The sequence below is a fragment of the Dactylosporangium sp. CA-052675 genome, assembly GCF_050947935.1.
Classification (GTDB): domain Bacteria; phylum Actinomycetota; class Actinomycetes; order Mycobacteriales; family Micromonosporaceae; genus Dactylosporangium.
Genome location: NZ_CP192010.1, coordinates 7,883,086 through 7,900,455, shown reverse-complemented (window position 1 = coordinate 7,900,455; position 17,370 = coordinate 7,883,086). Strand labels below are relative to the sequence as shown.

Annotated in this window: 15 protein-coding genes; 7 read left to right on the top strand and 8 right to left on the bottom strand. The window is 73.1% G+C overall.

Translation table 11 applies throughout. The annotated features are described in order from the left end of the window. Positions 1-27: 27 nt before the first annotated feature. From ACQP1P_RS35090 to ACQP1P_RS35080, 3 genes are all read left to right on the top strand, one after another. Positions 28-2,433 (top strand): penicillin acylase family protein, encoded by a 2,406-nt coding sequence (locus ACQP1P_RS35090; RefSeq protein ID WP_433077647.1) that lies wholly within the window; start codon positions 28-30, stop codon positions 2,431-2,433. A 404-nt stretch (positions 2,434-2,837) separates the two neighbouring features. Beyond that, complete coding sequence (locus ACQP1P_RS35085) at positions 2,838-4,436, top strand: EAL domain-containing protein (RefSeq protein ID WP_433077645.1); 1,599 nt, start codon at positions 2,838-2,840, stop codon at positions 4,434-4,436. A gap of 166 nt (positions 4,437-4,602) precedes the next feature. After that, entirely contained in the window at positions 4,603-5,238 is a 636-nt protein-coding gene (locus ACQP1P_RS35080; RefSeq protein ID WP_433077643.1) for an SAM-dependent methyltransferase, read from the top strand. Here the strand turns inward: ACQP1P_RS35080 and ACQP1P_RS35075 are convergent. Further along, positions 5,207-6,088, bottom strand: coding sequence for a diacylglycerol/lipid kinase family protein (locus tag ACQP1P_RS35075; protein WP_433077642.1), 882 nt, complete (start codon positions 6,086-6,088; stop codon positions 5,207-5,209). The two genes, ACQP1P_RS35080 and ACQP1P_RS35075, sit on opposite strands and share 32 nt — an antisense overlap. Positions 6,089-6,153: 65 nt before the next feature. On the opposite strand from ACQP1P_RS35075, the gene ACQP1P_RS35070 reads away from it, so the two are divergent. The 3 genes from ACQP1P_RS35070 to ACQP1P_RS35060 all read left to right on the top strand — a co-directional run bounded on the left by ACQP1P_RS35070 (position 6,154) and on the right by ACQP1P_RS35060 (position 9,589). Beyond that, positions 6,154-6,963, top strand: a complete 810-nt coding sequence (locus tag ACQP1P_RS35070) for an SAM-dependent methyltransferase (protein ID WP_433077640.1) — start codon at positions 6,154-6,156, stop codon at positions 6,961-6,963. Next, entirely contained in the window at positions 6,960-7,409 is a 450-nt protein-coding gene (locus ACQP1P_RS35065; protein WP_433077638.1) for a DUF4240 domain-containing protein, read from the top strand. The genes ACQP1P_RS35070 and ACQP1P_RS35065 overlap by 4 nt, the downstream gene beginning before the upstream one ends. Positions 7,410-7,603: 194 nt before the next feature. Next, entirely contained in the window at positions 7,604-9,589 is a 1,986-nt protein-coding gene (locus tag ACQP1P_RS35060) for a GmrSD restriction endonuclease domain-containing protein (RefSeq protein WP_433077636.1), read from the top strand. A 64-nt stretch (positions 9,590-9,653) separates the two neighbouring features. Here ACQP1P_RS35060 and ACQP1P_RS35055 read toward each other — a convergent pair whose 3' ends face one another. The 3 genes from ACQP1P_RS35055 to ACQP1P_RS35045 form a co-directional block, all read right to left on the bottom strand. Continuing rightward, positions 9,654-10,160: a hypothetical protein gene (locus ACQP1P_RS35055; RefSeq protein ID WP_433077634.1), complete on the bottom strand. Its 507-nt coding sequence runs from the start codon at positions 10,158-10,160 to the stop codon at positions 9,654-9,656. 1 nt (position 10,161) lies between these two features. Beyond that, positions 10,162-11,076 carry a ParA family protein gene (locus ACQP1P_RS35050; protein WP_433077632.1) on the bottom strand — a complete coding sequence of 305 codons (915 nt, stop codon included), beginning with the start codon at positions 11,074-11,076 and terminating at the stop codon, positions 10,162-10,164. Positions 11,077-11,348: 272 nt separating this feature from the next. Further along, positions 11,349-12,623: a hypothetical protein gene (locus ACQP1P_RS35045; protein ID WP_433077630.1), complete on the bottom strand. Its 1,275-nt coding sequence runs from the start codon at positions 12,621-12,623 to the stop codon at positions 11,349-11,351. Between the two features lie 1,005 nt (positions 12,624-13,628). On the opposite strand from ACQP1P_RS35045, the gene ACQP1P_RS35040 reads away from it, so the two are divergent. Continuing rightward, positions 13,629-14,264 (top strand): DUF1707 domain-containing protein, encoded by a 636-nt coding sequence (locus ACQP1P_RS35040; RefSeq protein ID WP_433077628.1) that lies wholly within the window; start codon positions 13,629-13,631, stop codon positions 14,262-14,264. Between the two features lie 579 nt (positions 14,265-14,843). Here ACQP1P_RS35040 and ACQP1P_RS35035 read toward each other — a convergent pair. The 4 genes from ACQP1P_RS35035 to ACQP1P_RS35020 all read right to left on the bottom strand — a co-directional run bounded on the left by ACQP1P_RS35035 (position 14,844) and on the right by ACQP1P_RS35020 (position 17,344). Then, the gene (locus ACQP1P_RS35035) at positions 14,844-15,692 is read right to left on the bottom strand and encodes a siderophore-interacting protein (RefSeq protein ID WP_433077626.1); all 849 of its coding nucleotides are present in this window, start codon (positions 15,690-15,692) and stop codon (positions 14,844-14,846) included. A 501-nt stretch (positions 15,693-16,193) separates the two neighbouring features. Next, entirely contained in the window at positions 16,194-16,511 is a 318-nt protein-coding gene (trxA, locus tag ACQP1P_RS35030) for a thioredoxin (protein WP_433077624.1), read from the bottom strand. Next, positions 16,508-16,873: a MerR family transcriptional regulator gene (locus ACQP1P_RS35025; RefSeq protein ID WP_433077622.1), complete on the bottom strand. Its 366-nt coding sequence runs from the start codon at positions 16,871-16,873 to the stop codon at positions 16,508-16,510. Before ACQP1P_RS35025 ends, trxA begins: the two co-directional genes overlap by 4 nt. Positions 16,874-16,930: 57 nt before the next feature. Next, on the bottom strand, positions 16,931-17,344 hold the full coding sequence (locus ACQP1P_RS35020; protein WP_433077620.1) for an XRE family transcriptional regulator: 414 nt from the start codon (positions 17,342-17,344) through the stop codon (positions 16,931-16,933). Between the last annotated feature and the right edge of the window lie 26 nt (positions 17,345-17,370).

Here is a 17,370-nt window from a genome sequence, read left to right as displayed (position 1 = left end):
ATTGGTGTTCTTCACGACGGAGGAAATGTGTCCGCAACCCGCCGGGTCGTCATCGCGCTCGCCGCCGCGGCGCTGTTGTCCCCAGCCGTCGCCGTCACCACCGCGGGACCGGCCGCCGCGGCCGCCGACGCGGTCGCCGCCGGCGGGTACTCCGCCGTCATCAAGCGCACCTCCTACGGGGTGCCGCACATCACCGCCGCGAACCTCGGCTCCGTCGCCTTCGGGCAGGCGTGGGCCTACGCCGAGGACCGGTTCTGCGACCTCGCCGACCAGATCGTCAAGGTGCGCAGCGAGCGCTCCCGCTACTTCGGCCCGGGCGCGGACGACGCCAACCTGGCCACCGACTTCGCCTACGCCTCCCTCGGGGTCGTCGACCGCGCCCAGGCCCAGCTCGCCACGCTGAGCGCCGACGAGCGCGACATGGTCAACGGCTACGTCCGCGGGTACAACGCCTTCCTGGCCAGCCGGACCGCCGCGCGGGTGCCGGGCTGGTGCGCGGGGCAGCCGTGGGTGAAGCCCATCAGCGCCGTGGACCTGCTCGCCTACGACCGCGACATCGCCCTGCTCGCCAGCGGTGGCGCTCTGCTGCTGCCGATCGCGGCCGCCACGCCCCCGTCGACCGCCGCGCTGGCCGTGTCCAAGCGGCAGGTCCAGGACGACGTCGCGGAGCTGACCGGGCAGAGCAAGTCGCTGTCGAGCAACGGCTGGGCGCTGGGCGCGGACAAGTCCCAGACCGGCAAGGGCATGCTCGTGGGCAACCCGCACTTCCCGTGGGAGGGGGAGCTGCGCTTCTGGGAGTCGCAGCTGACGGTGGCGGGCAACGTCAACGTCTACGGCGCGAGCCTCGGGGGCCTGCCGGGCGTGCAGATCGGCTTCACCGACAAGGTCGCGTGGACGCACACGATCGCCGCCGGCTCGCGGTACACCTTCTACTCCGTGAACCTGGTGCCGGGGCAGCCGACGAAGTACACCGTGGACGGCGCCACCGAGTCGATGACCGGTAAGTCCGTGACCGTCAAGGTGAAGCAGGCCGACGGGTCGCTGCGGAACGTGACCCGCACGATGTGGTCCACGCGCTACGGGCCGGTGCTCGACCTGTCCGCCATCGACCCGTCGCTGGGCTGGAACGAGTATTCCGCGATCACCTACCGCGACGCCAACATCGACAACGACAAGCTCATCCGCACGTGGCTGAACATGGCCCGGGCCACCGACGTGAACGGCCTGAAGGCCTCGATCGCCGCGAACCAGGGCATCCCGTGGGTGAACACGATCGCCACGGACTCCTCCGGCAACGCCTTCTACGTCGACTCCTCGCCGACGCCGAACCTCTCGCCGGCCTCGATCGCCGAGTGGTCCGGCAACCCGCTGGGCCTGCTCGACGGCAGCAACTCGGCCAACGCCTGGGTCGTCGCGCCGGGTGCCCGCTCGCCGGGGCTGGTGCCCTTCGCCCGGCAGCCGCAGCTGACCCGCCGCGACTACGTGTTCAACTCCAACGACAGCCACTGGGTGCCCAACGCCAACCAGTTCCTGACCGGCTTCACGCCGCTGCAGGGGCCGGAGGGCACGCCGCTGACGGTCCGCACGCGGCAGAACGTCAAGCTGATCACCGGCCAGGCCAAGTTCGACCTGGCCGGCCTCGGCACCACGATCCTCTCCGGTGACACGTTCACGGCGGCGCAGCTGGCCGCGTACACCGTGAACGCCTGCCAGGCCCGCGGCCACACGCCGGTGGTCGTGGACGGCACGCCGGTCGACGTCAGTGCCGGCTGCTCCGTGCTGGCCGCGTGGGACCGGCAGTTCGAGCTCGCCAGCCGCGGGGCCGTGCTGTGGCGCGAGACCGTGGGCGCCGTGGTCGCGGCCGACCCGGGCGCGCTGGACGAGGCCGGGCCGCTCTTCGGGACCCCGTTCAACCCCGCGGACCCGGGCCGCACCCCGCGCGGCGCCCCCGCCTCGCCCGACGGGCTGCTGGCCGGGCTGGCCCGGGGCATGCAGCGGATGCGGGCGGTCGGGCTGGCGCTCAACGTGCCGATGTCGCAGGTGCAGTACACGATCAAGAACGGCCAGCGGATCCCGGTGCCCGGGTCGACGGAGAACATCGGCAGCGCGAACATGGCGCAGTACGAGCCCGCGCCCGGGACGTCACTGGAGCCGTTCATGGACCCGGGAACCTTCGTGCCGGGCAGCGACCTGACCGACAAGGGCTACGTCGTCAACTACGGGACCAGCTTCCTGCTGACGCTCGCCTACACCAGCAGCGGCCCGTCGGCCAAGTGCATCCTCACGTTCGGGGAGTCCGGGGACCGCTCGTCGCCGCACTACACGGACCAGACGCAGCTGTACTCCCAGAAGCGCCTGCGTGACTGCTCGTACTCGACCGCGGCGGTCAACGCCGACACCCAGTCGGTCGAGGTGATCGCCGCGACCGCCTGACCGTCTCGTCCGCCCCTGCTCCGGCCGGTGCCCGCCCCGTGGGTGCCGGCCGGGGCGTGCGGGCCCGACTGCGGAGCGTGGTTCCTCTGTGGACGGTTCTCACGCCTCGGTAGTCGCTCGGATGCGGACGGTCCGGTTGGGTTCGCGTTGCTCCGCGCCCGCGTCGGTGTTGAGCCGCGGGTGCTCGGGTGAGCTTGATCTCGTTCGATGGGCGGGGAGCGCTCCGGCTGGTCAGGGACTTGATCTCGGCTCGCGGGGCTGACCTGCACGGCTGGATTGACGCTGGGCGAGGGACTAGGGTGTGCGGGGGAGCGGGGCACATGGCGGTGTCGAGCCGGGAGGTTGGCATGCAGGCCCAAGACCGGCCGAATGTTCCTCCCGCACCCGCCGCTTCGTCACCCTCCGTGTCCATTCCGGCACCCGCGCCGCTGCGGCCCTCGTCCTTCCGTACCCGCGTCAGCCGCACGCTGGCGTCCCGCAACGTGCTGCGCGCCCGGCTCGGTCCGGCGGCGACGGCCGCCCCGACGATCGGACTCGAGGACGACACCGTGGAGGTCACCCCGCTGGGCATGCTGGAGACGCCGGTGGCCACCCGCACCTCGGTCCTGGAGCTGGCCGGCGTGCAGCAGGTCCTCGACACCGACACCGACACCGCGCCCGCGGCCGGCGCGCCGGACGGCCCCGAGCGCCCGGCCGAGCCGGCGGGCGGACCCGGTCCCCGGTGGTGGTCGCGCGGCGGCTCCGTCGGCGGGGCGCCGTGGCTGGCCTCGCGGGGCGGCGCCGCCGGCGGCACCGTGGACTGGGCCGTGCGCGACGGGGCCTGGACGATCGAGCGGGTCCTCGCCGAGCGGGCGGTCACGCCGCTGTTCCAGCCGATCGTGGAGCTGGACGGGCTGCGGCCGATCGGGGTCGAGGCGCTCTCGCGCGGCCCGGCCGGGTCGGGGCTCTGGCGGGCGCGGGACCTCTTCGCCGCGGCCGTCGCGGCCGGGCGGCTGGCCGAGCTCGACGCGCTGTGCGCGGAGCGGGCCCTGGAGACCGCCCGCGCCGCCGACGCGCCCCCGCCCCTCGTCTTCGTCAACGCCGAGCCCGCCGTGATCAACCAGCCGCTGTCCGCGCGGGTGCGGGAGCTCATGACGGACGCGCCGTTCCGGATGGTCCTCGAATACACCGAGCGCGCGCTCTCGGCCCACCCCGCCGCGCTGCTCCAGCTCGCGGCGGCCGTGCAGGGCCACGGGCACTGCCTCGCGCTCGACGACGTCGGCGCCGACCCGATGTCCCTGGCCTTCCTGCCGCTGCTGGAACCGGAGATCGTCAAGCTCGACCTGCAGCTCCTGCGCGCCCCGCACGCGCCGCGGACCGTCGAGGTGGTGGCCGCGGTGAACGCGGTCGCCGAGCACACCGGGGCGCTCATCGTGGCCGAGGGTATCGAGACGCCGCAGGACCTCGCCAACGCGCGGGCCCTCGGCGCGCACTGGGGCCAGGGGCTGCTGTTCGGCGAGCCGGCCCCCCTGCCCGAGCACGCCGGCCGGTTCGCGCCGGCGGCCCGCCTGCGCGGGTCGCGGCCGGACGTGCACCTTCCCGCCGGCACGCCGTTCGAGGCGGCCGCGGCCCGGGGCAAGACCCGTGCCGCCACGCCCGAGGCGTTCGCGGCGCGGCTGGACCACGTGCTGCGGCGGGCCGGCAACGGCGCCGTCGTCCTGGCCACGTGCACCGACGCGGACACGGCGCGGTCGTGGCTGCCGTCGCTGGCCGGGCTCGCCGAGCGGGCCGCGTTCGTCGGGCTGGTCGCGCCGCTGCCCCCGGCCGCCGTCGGGCCCGGGGTGCGCTTCGCGCAGGGGCCGGGCGCCGCCGTCGAGGAGTGCGCGTTCATCGTCGTCGCACCCCGCTACACCGCGGCCGTCTGTGGCCGGGGCTCGCACTCGGCGATGGAGTTCGCGCACACGGAGGACGGGGCGTTGGTCGCCGAGATGGCGCGGATCGTGCTGCAGCAGCTTCCGCGTTAGCGACCCTGCCCCCCACGGAGGCCGGGATTCCTGGCGGGAGCGACGGCCCGCACCACCGCGGACCCGAGCAGAAATCCTCCGCGGCACACCGCGAACCGTTCGTGCGGTCCACTGTGGACGCCGATCCGGCCGCCGGCCGCATCCCGGCGTGTGCCAGAGTGCTCGGATGAGCGAGTGGGCGCGGTGGCACGAGGCGTACGACATCCCCGGCTCGGCGCTCGCCGTGCGGCTCGGCATCGTCATCCGGCGCGTGGCGGAGGCCCTCGACGCCCGGGCCCCGGGGCCGGTGCGGCTGGTCAGCATGTGCGCCGGTCAGGGGCGGGACGTCGCCGGGGCGCTCGACGGGCACCCGCGCCGCGGCGACGTCACCGGGCGGCTCGTCGAGCTCGACGCCGCCAACGCCGCCGTCGCGCGGGACCTGCTCGCCGGGGCGGCGCTCGAGGTCGTGGAGGCAGACGCCGGGGACAGCGGGGCGTATGCGGGGGCCGTGCCCGCCGACGTCGTGCTGGTCTGCGGGGTGTTCGGCAACATCACCGACGACGACATCCGCGCCACGATCGCGGCGCTGCCCGAGCTGTGCGCGGCGGGCGCGCGGGTGATCTGGACCCGCCACCGCGGCGCGCCCGACGCCACCGCCGGCATCCGGCGGTGGTTCGCCGAGGCCGGGTTCCGCGAGGTCGCCTTCGACGCGCCGGACGACCTCGAGATCGGGGTCGGCGTGCACGAGCTGGTGGTGCCGCCGCGCCCGTACGCCGGCCCGCGGCGGCTGTTCAGCTTTGTGCGGCGGGCACCGCGAGGGTGACGGCGCCGGGCACCGCCTCGGCCTCCACGCGCTTGACCCGCTTGCGCGACCCGCCGTCGAGCTCCAGGAGGACGGGCTCGGCGAACTCGGCGTACACCTTCCGCGCGCTGCCCATCCGCACGAACTTCGACCGGTCCGTGCGCCCCGTCGCCATGACCCCGACCGTGCGCGCCCACTGCAGCGCCCCGCGCGCGGTGGTCACGCCGACCTCCAGCCGCCCGTCGAAGGGGCTCGCGTCGTCGAACGCCTTGATCCCGCCCGAGATCGTGCCGATGTTGCCCATGAGCAGGCACGTCGAGGGGCCCTCGAACCACGGCTCGTCGTCGAGGTGCACGATCGTGTGAACCGGGGTGTCGCGCACGTGGCGCAGTGCGGTGCGCACATAGGCGAGGCGGCCGGCCTGGCGCTTGAGCCGGCGGTCGGCGTCCTCGATCATCGCCGCGTCGAAGCCGGCCCCCGCCATCACCGCGAAGTGCTCGCCGTCGATTCGGCCCAGGTCGTACCGCCTGCGCTCGCCGTGCAGCCCGATCTGCACGGCCTCGCGGATGTCGCGGGGGATGCGCAGCGCCGAGGCGAACAGGTTCGCGGTGCCGGCCGGGATGATGGCGACCGTGACGCCGGTGCCCGCCACCGCGTCGACGCAGCGCTGCACCATGCCGTCGCCGCCCCACACGAACAGCAGGTCCGCGCCGGCGTCGACGGCCTTGCGGACCTTCTTCGGGGCCTTCTTGCTCTTCGGCACCGTATGCCAGCCGATCTTGCCGGCCCCCGCCCGGTCCAGCTCGCGCCGCAGCTCGTCGAGGCCGCCCCCGAGCGTCTTCTTCCGGTGTGCCACCACCACGATCCTCACGCCGCGAACGTACCCATCAGCGGCGTTGACCAATCGTGCTCACCGATGGCTACGATGGTGGCCTGATGGACACCACCGACGACGCCCGGACGCGTATCGACACCACCGTCGCGCACCCGGCCAGGCGATACAACTACTGGTTGGGCGGCAAGGACCACTTCGCCGCCGACCGGGCCTCCGGCGACGCGATCGCGGCCGCCATGCCCGGCGTGAAGCTCATGGCGGTGGAGAACCGCGCCTTCATGGGCCGCGCCGTGCGCTACCTCGCCGAGCAGGGCATCCGGCAGTTCCTCGACATCGGCACCGGCATCCCGGCGCCGAACAACACCCACGAGATCGCCCAGGCCGTCGACCCGGGCAGCCGCGTGGTCTACGTCGACAACGACCCCATCGTGCTCACCCACGCGCGGGCGCTGCTGACCAGCGCGCCGGGCGGCATGAACGCCTACATCGACGGCGACCTGCGCGAGCCCGACGCGATCCTGAAGCACCCCGACCTGACCGGCACCCTCGACCTGTCGAAGCCGGTCGGCCTCCTGCTCGTCGCGGTCCTGCACTTCATCCGCGAGGACGAGCACCCGCAGGAGATCATCGACAAGCTCACCGCCGCCCTCGCCCCCGGCAGCTACCTGGTCGCGTCCCACGCCACCTGGGAGTTCCTGCCCGAGGAGGTCATCGAGACGCTGAGCGCCAACAACGCCGACGGCCGCTTCCAGGCCCGCACCCGCGCGCGCTTCGCCGAGCTGCTGTCGGCCTTCGAGCTGGTCGAGCCGGGCATCGAGTCGGTCGCGTACTGGCACGCCGCCGACGTCCCCGGCCCGCGCCCGCCGGCCGAGGAGGTCGCCTGCCACGGCGCCGTGGCCCGCATCCGGTGACGCTGCCGGACCCGGACTTCTGGGACCTGTTCGAGGGCATCCCCTTGTGCGACGCGGACGCCCTCGCCGCGCGGCTGGCCCGGCGTCCGATCGAGGGCATCGCCGGCTTCGAGCGGTCCCTGCACGCGCTCCTGCGCTCCAGCAACACCCGTGAGCTGCTCGCCGCCTGCGTCGTGGTGCACAGCGGTGGGCGGTCCGGCGAGTCCTGGCTGCACTTCCGCCTCTGGCTGATCGGCCAGGGCCGCGAGACCTTCACCGGCGTGCTGCACGACCCCGACGCCGTCGCCGGGATCCCGGACGTCATCGCCTTCGCCGCGGGCCGGCGGCCGTACCCGCACTACCCGGAGCTGCTGACCGTGGCCGAGCGGGCGTACGACCTGATGGCGGCCCGCACACCGGCCGAACCCGCGGCGCTGCCGAACCTGAGGGAGCTCTTCTCGCGCTGAGGCCGGGCGGCGATATGTCGGACGCTCCGCGATCCGACATATCGGATTTTTCGCCTGGCCGGTGGTATGTCGTGATCCTCGCGGCGGACGCGGAATGCAACGTCTTTCGGCCCGACATCCGTGCCGGACCATCCGTCCCGACAAGCGCGACCGGGCGCTACCGTGCCCGCCGCCGCGCGGGAAGGATCGCTGCCATGCACATCGACCGGGCGACCCTGCATGTCAGTGAGCTGATGCGGCAGATCTCGCGCACCGAGATCCGGCTGCCGGAGCTGCAGCGCAGCTACGTCTGGCGCCCGACGCAGGTCGCGAAGCTCGTCGACTCGCTGTACCGGGGCTTCCCGTTCGGCTCGCTGCTGTTCTGGCAGTCCGACGAGGCCCCGGCCACGCGGGAGCTCGCGGTGACCGCGGCCGCGGAGCAGCCGGTCCAGCCGCCGCTCTACCTCCTCGACGGCCAGCAGCGGCTGACCTCCCTGCACCGGGTCTTCCACGACCACCCCGAGGCCCAGATCGTCTTCCACGTCGAGAGGGAGCGATTCCAGAACCAGAGCGCGGCGACGCAGGCGGATCCGAGCTGGATCAAGGTGTACTCGCTGCTGCGGCGCGACGAGTCGCTCGTCTCGCTGATCAGGCGTCTGCGGGCCTCCGGCTGCCAGCTCGACGAAAGGGAGATCGAGGACCGCGTCGGCGCGGTCCGCTCGCTCGGGGAGCGGACGTTCCACGTCGAGACGCTGCGCGACTGCGGCTACCAGGAGGTCTCCGAGATCTTCGTGCGGGTCAACAGCGCGGGCCGCCACCTCAGCCGGGCCGACCTGGCGATGTCCACGCTCTCGGCCAAGTGGCCCGGCGTGCTGGACAAGTTCCAGAAGGAGGCGGGCCACTGGCGGCGCGCGGGCTACGGCGACCTCGACGTGGAGTTCCTGGCCCGGGCCTTCGCCGGCGTACTGTTCGGCGGCGGCATGTCCTCCTGGTCGGTGAACGATCTCAGCCGGGTCGGCGAGGCGGACCTGGCCAAGGCGTGGGAGACGGTGCAGCGCGGCCTGCGGCACCTGGTCCCGCTGCTGAAGGCGAACCTCAGGCTCGCCCGGTCCGGCCCGCTGCCCTCGCTCGTGGCCCTGATCCCGCTCATCGTGCTGCTCGGCGAGCGCCCCGACGGGCCGATGGAGCAGCAGACCGCCGACGCGCTGCTCTACTGGCTGCTCATCGCGACGATCCGGGCCCGCTACTCGACGTCCTCCGACACCAACCTGGCCCGCGACATCCAGGCCGCCCGCAAACCCGACCCGGCCCGAGAGCTGCTGCGCAACCTCGGCGTCCTGCAGGCCGTGCCCAGCATCACCGCGGACTCCCTGGCGGGCCGGTCGAAGGAGAGCCCGTACTTCTTCCTGAGCCTCCTCGTCGCCCAGCGCAACGGCGCCCGGGACTGGTGGTTCGCGACGTCGATCATGCCGGGGGAGAGCGACGACTTCCAGCTGCAGTACCACCACGTCCACCCCGTGGCGACGCTCGACCGCTACGACAAGGGCGAGATCAACGACCTGGCGAACCTCGCCTTCATCTCCCGCAAGGCCAACCTGAAGATCAGCGACCGCTCGCCCGTCGACTACTTCCCGAGCGTCGAGGCCGACACCCTCCAGGCCCACCTCATCCCGCTGGACGAGGACCTGCGCGCCGCGGCGGCGTTCCCCCGGTTCCTCGCGCAGCGGCGGCGGCTGCTGGCCGAGGCGATGACCGACCTGCTCGCGTCGTTCCGCCCGAAGTGGCTCGACCAGGCCCTGCCGAGCGGGCCGGCCACGACGAGCGACGGTTACAAGCTCACGATGGTGCTGTACGGCAGCGCCTGGATCCCCGGCCGCCTGCTCTTCCGCGCGTCCGGCACCGGCGTGGAGTGGACGGGCGCGACCGAGATGGAGGACTTCGCGGCCGCGATCGAGGCGGCCTGCACCGAGGGCCGGGACGGCGACGTGGAGATCAACGGCGAGTCGGTACCGGTGCAGGTGCTCGAGGACGCGATCGAGGTGCCGATCGGGCCGTTCGTCGTCTCCGGCACGGCGCAGGAGTGGACGGACATTATCGAGCGGGAGCGGGTGTCCATGCGCTCGGTGGCGCATCTGCCGGCGGTCGAGGAGAAGCCTTGGGCCGGCGAGCGGATCCCGCTGCCGGCCAGCAGCACCGACTAGCCGGCCCCGCTGCCCCGGCCGGCACCGGCTCACGGTGCCGGCCGCGGTCCCGGCTGCCGGTCGGCTAGCGGTCCCAGCTGCCTGAGAAGACCGACGCTGGGCGATTGAGCAGGCCCGCCGTCCCCGCGGCGATGTTCTTGCGCAGCTGGGCCTTCGACTTGGCGCCCTTCGACGTCACCGGCGACCCGATGCGGTCGGCGAGCTCGCGCATCAGCGGGAGCGACAGCTCCTTGTCGCGACCGATGAGGTAGCGCTCGACGGCGTCCTCCTCGGTGAGCCCCTTGATGTCGGCGATGATCGCGTCGAGGTCGACGGCGGAGCGGGTCGGCTTCGCCTTCGCGCGCGCGGCCGCCGCCGTTTCGCCGGCCGGCTGCCCGCCGCCTGCCCGCTCGTCGTCCGCGTTGGCATGGGCGGGTGCCGTGGGCAGGGCGGCCACGGTGCCGTCGGTGCCGCGGAACTCGACGTGGGCGCGGCCCTCGGCCAGGGCCGCCAGCTGCTCCTCGGTCAGGGCGCCGAGGAGCCGGCCGATCTCGTTGAGCGCGAGCGCGGCCAGCTTGGGGGATTGGGTCACGTCACAACCTCTCGAACATCTTGAGCAGCTCGTCGACGCAGTCGTGCAGGTTCGCGCGCACCTCGGGGGCCACGCCGCCCGCCATGATCGTCGGCACCCCGTGGCGGCCCGACGCCGCGTACGCGTTGCTGCGGTCCCGGATGAGCGTGTCGAACACGGGCACGCCCAGCGCCTTCACCTCGTTGATGAACTGGGCCTGCACGTCGATGGGGCTGCCGTTGTACCACTGCACCATCGTGAACAGCACGGCCACGCGCGGCATGCGCATCGGCGGAGCCTCCGCCGGCGCGGCCTCGCGGTGCTGGTTGAACGCCTTCGTCAGCTCCAGGAGCCGCTGGCCCATGACCTGAATCGCCTCGGTGGACAGGAAGTCGGGCCGGGCGGGCATGAGCAGCATGTCGGCGGCGACCGTCGCCATCTTCGTGGTGAGCGAGAACGCGGGCGCGCAGTCGACGAGCACGACGTCGTACTTGGAAAAGGCCGGATCGCTCAAATCCTCCGCGAGCCGCCGGTGCAGAGCGACAAACTTCGACGGCTTGATGTGACCGGAGTTGTCCACGGCGCCCGGAATGAGGCTCTCGGAGTTGATGATGAGGGGATCCGACGGTACGAGCTCGAGCCAGCCGCCCTGCTTGCCGATCAGCGCGTTGCATCGCGGCGGGCTGAACACGAGATCGGCGAGCACCTGCGCGCGGCCCTTGTCCGGCGCGCGGAACCACGCGCCGACGGTCTGCAGCTTCGACAGGAACAGCTGCGACTCGTCGACGGTGAAGAACGACTTGGTGAGGCTCGCCTGCGGGTCGAGGTCGATCATGAGAACCTTGAGCCCGCGGGCGGCGAGTCCGGCGCCGAGGTTGGCGGTGATGGTCGTCTTGCCCACGCCGCCCTTGTTGTTGACGACGGCCACGATCCTCACGCCCACCACCTCCGCGAGTCCGACACCACGCTGGACGCTAGAGGAATCCACGCGCCATCGGCACCGGCGCGCGGACGCGTTCCGGGCGGCCGTTCGACACCCCCGCGCGGCCCATGAAGCCGATGCATTCCGGCTCTCCTGCCCCGACCGGTCGATCGCGCAGCAGCCGGTGACGCGACCGCGCGCGGCGAACAGAAACGGCCGCCGCGACACATCGCGGCGGCCGTTCGGAGTGCTGAGACGAACGTGTTACGGGAACTGAGAGGGCGGTGTCAGGCCTGCTCGGGGGCCGGCTCCTCGCGGCGGGCGTCCTGGGCCGAGGCGCTGTCCGGCTGCGTCGGGAGCTGCTCGGGGAGCTGGCGGGCCGGGGTGGGCACCTTCGGGTATTCGCCGGTGTCGCCGCCACCGCCGGCCGCCGCGGCCATGACCGCCGCCGCGGCGAGGTCGGCCACGCGCTTCGCCTCGCGCTGGACCCGCGCCCGGACCTCCTTGGCGTGCCGCTCGGCCGAGTCCGCGGCCTGGCGGGCGTGCTCGAGGCGGGTCAGCTCGCTGGTGAGGCTCTGCTTGGTCTCGCCCAGGCGCTGCTGCAGCGTCGTCACCTCGCGGCCGAGCTCCGTCGACTCGCGGCGGGCGTCGGCCAGCTTGGTCTGGGTCGACTCCAGCTCCGTCTGCAGCTGCGTGAGGGCCTTCTGGCGAGCCTGGATGTCCTGCTGTACCGCCGCCAGCTGCTGCTGATGCCGAGCGTTCTCCTCCTCGGAGCGCTTGCGCAGGTCCGCGGCGAACTTCTGCGCGTCCGCGTGCAGGGCCGCGTTCTTCTGGTCCGAGGCCTGGCGCTGCTGGGCCAGGTCGCGCTCGGTGGTCTGGCGCTGCTCGGTGAGCTCACGGTCGCAGGCGGCCTTGAGCTCCTCGATCTCGCGCTGCGCCGCGGCCTTCCACTGCGCCAGCTCCTGCTGGGCCTGCGCCCGGCCGGCCTTGACCTCGGCGAGCACCTGCTGCCGCGCGGCCTCGGCCAGGGCGTCGGCCTCGGAGCGCGTCTTCTCCATGTGCTCGACGCTCTGCTCGTGGATGCGCTTGGCCTCGGCCTCGGCGCGCTCGCGCGCGGCCTCGCCGTCGGCGATGAGCTTCTCGGCGCGCTCCTTGGCCTCGGCGAGCGCCTTCTCGGCGTTCGCCTGGTGCTCGGCGGCCTTCTGCTCGGTGTTGTCGATGATCACGCCGGCCTGCTTCTCGGCCAGCGCGAGGATCTGGTCGACCATCGGGCCGAGGTGGCGGAAGGAGGCGCGGTCGACCCGGGCCGGCCGCTGCTTCACCTCGACCAGCTCCGCCTGCAGCTGCTTGAGTTGTGCGGTCAGGTCCTGCACCTGGTTGGTCAGATCCTGAGCCTGACCGGCCGCGCGCTTACGGTCGTTGGTGAGGCTCGCGATCTGCCGGTCGAGCTGGTTGAGGTACTGGTCGACCTGGCGCTTGTCGTAGCCCCGGACCTGTTGCGTGAAGTTGGGCCGCGCCGCGGCGTCGTCGCGCTGCGTCAACAGATCCCCGCCATGGGTCATGAATCGATCCTCCATACGATCGGGAAGCTTGTGACGCCGCCGCTCACGGACGGTGGCACACGGCCCGCCAGCACATCCAAAACGCTACCGAGCCCCTTGCGCAAGTCTTCGGTTTGCGAAGAGGTTGTTTCGGGCAGGATACGCGTCGAGACCGTTTTATCCCGAATTTTCCGGACGTGTCGCGACCACAGTGGACAATCGGTCACTCGTACGGCACCGAACGTCGCTCCCGCCGACCCGGACCCGCCCTCCGGGGGGCCAACTCACACCCGCACGGCCGACCCGCGTGACACCCGAATCGTGACCGCGCGTCGATGCGCGGCCGCCCGCTCGTCGCCGCGCCCGCGCCCCACGGGGGACTCGCGTGACGGCCGTTCCGCGCCGCGGCATCGGCACCCGCCCGCCTGTTCGTCACCCACCACGCAGCCACTCGGCCGACGCACGTGATGACCGACCGGCCGATCACGCCACCCACGACCCGCGCACAACCGAGCACCCGGCACGCACGTACGCGCAGTGGCCGTGCGCGACACGACCTCGCGACACGCCCGCCCACACCGCGAGCGCGGAGCAGCCCCGCGCGGAGCGGAACCTTGCGAGCAGATCCTCGCGGAGCGGACCCGTGCCAAGCGGACCCGTGCGAGCAGATTCGCGCGCAGCGGACCCGTGCGAGCCGATCCGCGCGGAGCGGGCCCGCGCGAGCAGATGCGCGCGGCGGACCCGCGCGCGGCGGACCCGCGCGCGGCGGACCCGCGCGCGGCGGACCCGCGCGCGGCGGACCCGCGCGCGGCGGACCCGCGCGCGGCGGACCCGCGCGCAGCGGAGCCGTGCCAAGCGGACCCGCGCGAGCAGATCCGCGCGCAGCGGGGCCGTGCGGCAGTGCGGTCAGTGGCCGGGTCCGGGTCCGGGTCCGGGTCGAGCGAGCCCTGGCGTGGGTGCGTGGCGTGGTCGAAGCGGCGCGATCCGGGTCCCGCGATGGTGTGCGTACGGCCTACGCTGTTCGCCATGGCCGATCTGCCCGAGCGCATCGACCCGCGACAGCTGCGCGCCTCGGACGCCGACCGGGAGCGGGTCGCCGAAGTGCTGCGCACCGCGGCCGCCGAGGGGCGGCTCGATCTGGACGAGGTCGATGAGCGGTTGCACGCGGTGTACGCGGCCCGCACGTACGCCGATCTGGAGCCCGTCGTCCGCGACCTTCCCACCGCCGGCTCGGCCCCGCTGCCGATGATGGACGGCGTGCCGCCCCGCCCCGGCGACGTGCCCGCGACCGGTTCGGCCGTGGCGGTCATGAGCGGCTTCACCCGCCGCGGCGCCTGGGTGGTGCCGAAGGTGTTTACGTGTTTCGCGTTCTGGGGCGGCGGTACCGTCGATCTGCGCGAGGCCCGCATGCTCCACGGCGAGGTGAGGATCCGCGCGTTCGCCCTCATGGGCGGCGTGAACGTCATCGTGCCGGAGGACGCCGAGGTGCACGTGACCGGCAGCGGGCTCATGGGCGGCTTCGGGCACGACGCGTCCGGCCCCGGGCGCCACGGCGCCCCGCGGATCATCGTCACCGGGTTCGCGATGTGGGGCGGCGTCGGCGTCGAGCGGCGCAAACGCAAGCGGCGCTCCTTCGAGGAGGGCCACGGCACCGGCTCATAACCGGCGCCGGGCCGCAGCCATCCCGCCACCCTCGGCTCCCGGGCGGCGTCGGCGCTCCCTGCGAAGAGGGCCGGATGCACCGGCTCGTGACCGGCCGGGTCGTCGAGCTGGCCGACCCCGGCCTCGGGCGCGCCGAGGGGGTGCAGCCTCACGGCGCCGGTCCTGTAGCCGGGCCCGCGAGTTGCTGGCCGCGTGTGCGAGTTGCTGGTCGCGTGTGCGAGTTGCTGGTCGCGTGTGCGAGTTGCTGTCCGCGTGTGCGAGTTGCTGGTCGCGTGTGCGAGTTGCTGGCCGCGTGTGCGAGTTGCTGGCCGCGTGTGCGAGTTGCTGGCCGCGTGTGCGAGTTGCTGGCCGCGTGTGCGAGTTGCTGGTCGCGTGTGCGAGTTGCTGGTCGCGTGTGCGAGTTGCTGGCCGCGCGTGCGAGTCGCCGCCGGGATCGTAGGGTGGCCCCCCCCGATGCCGCGAGCGGCTCGTGATGCTGTGGTGCGGGCGCTCGTGACGCTGTGGTGCGGGCACAGCATCACGGCCGGCGTCGCAGCGGTGGCGCCTCTCCCGAGCGGCGGCGCCGGGGGCGACGAGCGGCTACGAGAAGGCCGGCTCCTGTTCGGCCTCGATCTGGGCGTTCCACGCGCGCTTCGAGGCCTGCCAGCCGTCCTCGTCGTGACCCAGGCGCCAGTACCCCGACACGGACATGCGTTCGCGGGGGAGGGAGCGGTCGATCCGGAGGTACCGTCGCAGCTCCTTCACGAACGTCGCCTCCCCGTGCACGAAGGCGTGCACCGCCTCCGGGCCGGCGTCGGGCCACGGCAGCGCGAGCACGGCCGGCACCAGCGCCGAGCCGATCGGGCCGGTGCCGCGGTCCAGCCATGTGATGCCGGGGATGTCCTGCCGGTCCTGCGGGTTGCCGAGTTCGACGAACGCGGTGCACGTGGCGCCGGCCGGGATGTGGGGCAGGGCGGCGGCGATCGCGGGCAGGGCGCTCTCGTCGCCGGCGAGGAGGTGCCAGGTGGCGGCGGGGTCGGGCGAGTACGCGCCGCCGGGGCCGCCGAAGTGCAGCTCGTCGCCGGGGCGGGCGTTGACCGCCCACTGCGCGGCCAGCCCGCTGTCGCCGTGCAGCACGAAGTCGAGCGTGAGCTCGCGGGTGTCCGGGTTCCACTCGCGCACGGTGTACGTCCGCGTGACCGGCCACAGCTCCCGCGGCATCGTCGCGCGGGCGTCCACCGGGTCGAACGGCTGCGGATAGTCCACGCCGGGGCGGGGGAACATCAGCTTCACGTAGTGGTCGGTGTGCTCTCCCACGGCGAACCGGGACAGCCCGTCGCCGCCGAGCACGACGCGGTGCATGTTCGGGGTCAGGCGCTCGGCGCGCACGACCCGGCCGGTGTGGGGCACGGGGGCGGGCCGCGGTGGCCCGGGCGGAAGGACGGACACAGTGCAAAGGGTAGTCTTCCCTTACCGCCCCGCCACCCGTGATTCGGCTCCGACCGAAGACCGCCGCTCCGAGATGCTCCCGGAGATCGCCGCCGAAGTTCGTGGCCGGGAGCCGCCGGTGGCCGCACCAGAGGCCGCCCCGGGGACCCGCCCCCGCAACGCCGCGCCGCCGGGAGCCGCGCCGCGGGGAAGCCGCGCCGCGGGGAAGCCGCGCCGCCGGGAGCCGCGCCGCGGGGAAGCCGCGCCGCGGGGAAGCCGCGCCGCGGGGAAGCCGCGCCGCGGGGAGCCGCGCCGCGACCCGGGAGCCCGCTCGCGGAGAGCAGTAGCCGGAGAGCACCCACCGAGGCCAAAGCCTCGACACCCAACGAAGACGCCGATGCCCCGCGAAGGCGCCGGTGCTGGGCAAAGACGCACGCACTACCGGAATCCGACAAATCTGGTGACGGGGTATAAATCCGATAAGTCGCGGCGCGGAGCGCCCGACTTATCGCCCGCAACACCTCACAACGCAGCGTCCAGCTGTTCGCGCAGCTTGACCTTGGGCCGCGCGCCCACGTGCCACGACACCATCTCGCCCGACCGGAACACCGCCAGCGTAGGCATTGCCATCACCCCGTAAGCACGAGCCGTGACCGGATTCTCGTCGGCGTTGAGCTTCACGACCCGGGCGCGCCCCGAGTACTCGGTGGCCAGCTCCTCCAGCATCGGCGCGATCCGATGGCACGGCGGGCACCACTCGGCCCAGAAGTCCACGAGCACGGGCACGTCGCTGGACAGTACCTCGGCGGCGAACGTCTTGTCGGTGACCTCGATCGTCATGCGGGCTCCTCCTCGGCAGTGGCCTGCGCCAGCTCGCGCTCCACCACACCGCGTACCGCCAGCAGGCGCGCGATGCACCCGTCCAGGTCGGCGAGCTTGCGGCCCAGCACCTCGATCGAGCCCGGGCATTCGGCGCCCGAGGCGCGGCCCGAGCGCAGGCACTCCACGAAGGGGCGCGTGTCCTCGAGGTTGAAGCCGATCTCCAGCAGCGAGCGGATCTCGCGCACCAGGCGCAGGTCGGACTCGTCGTACTCGCGGTAGCCGTTGGCGGTGCGCCGCGCGGCGATGAGGCCGTGCTGCTCGTAGTAGCGCAGGGCACGCGTGCTGGTGCCCGCCCGCTCCGCCAACTCGCCGATCCGCATGGAGGTCACGCTAAACGTTGACGCCCGCGTCAACGCTAGTCAACGGTCAGTCGGCGCTCAGTCGGCGTCGGTCAGGCCCTCGATCCGGCGCGCGTGCTCGATCATGCCGTGGATGGCCTCCAGGCTCGGCCCCGACAGGCCCGCGGCCCGCAGGGCGACCGAGCGCACCGCGCTGTCGCGCAGCACCGCCAGCAGGTCGAGCTGCTCCTCGATGCGCCGGACGGTGGCCGGGTCGTCGTCGAGGAAGTACGCCGCGTTGACGCCGAAGAACTCGGCCAGCGCCTCCAGGTGCCGCTTGGTCGGGTTGTCGCGGGCGCCCTTGCGCAGCTGCCACACGTATGTGTGCGAGATCATGACGCCGCGCTCGCGGATGGCGGCGGCCACCTCTTCGTAGGTGTACTCGCCGCGTCCGGCCGGGTGGACCGTGCGGAACAGGCGGTCCAGCTTGGCCGCGAGTGTCGGCTCACTCATCGCATCAACCCTTGACAATCCCGGCG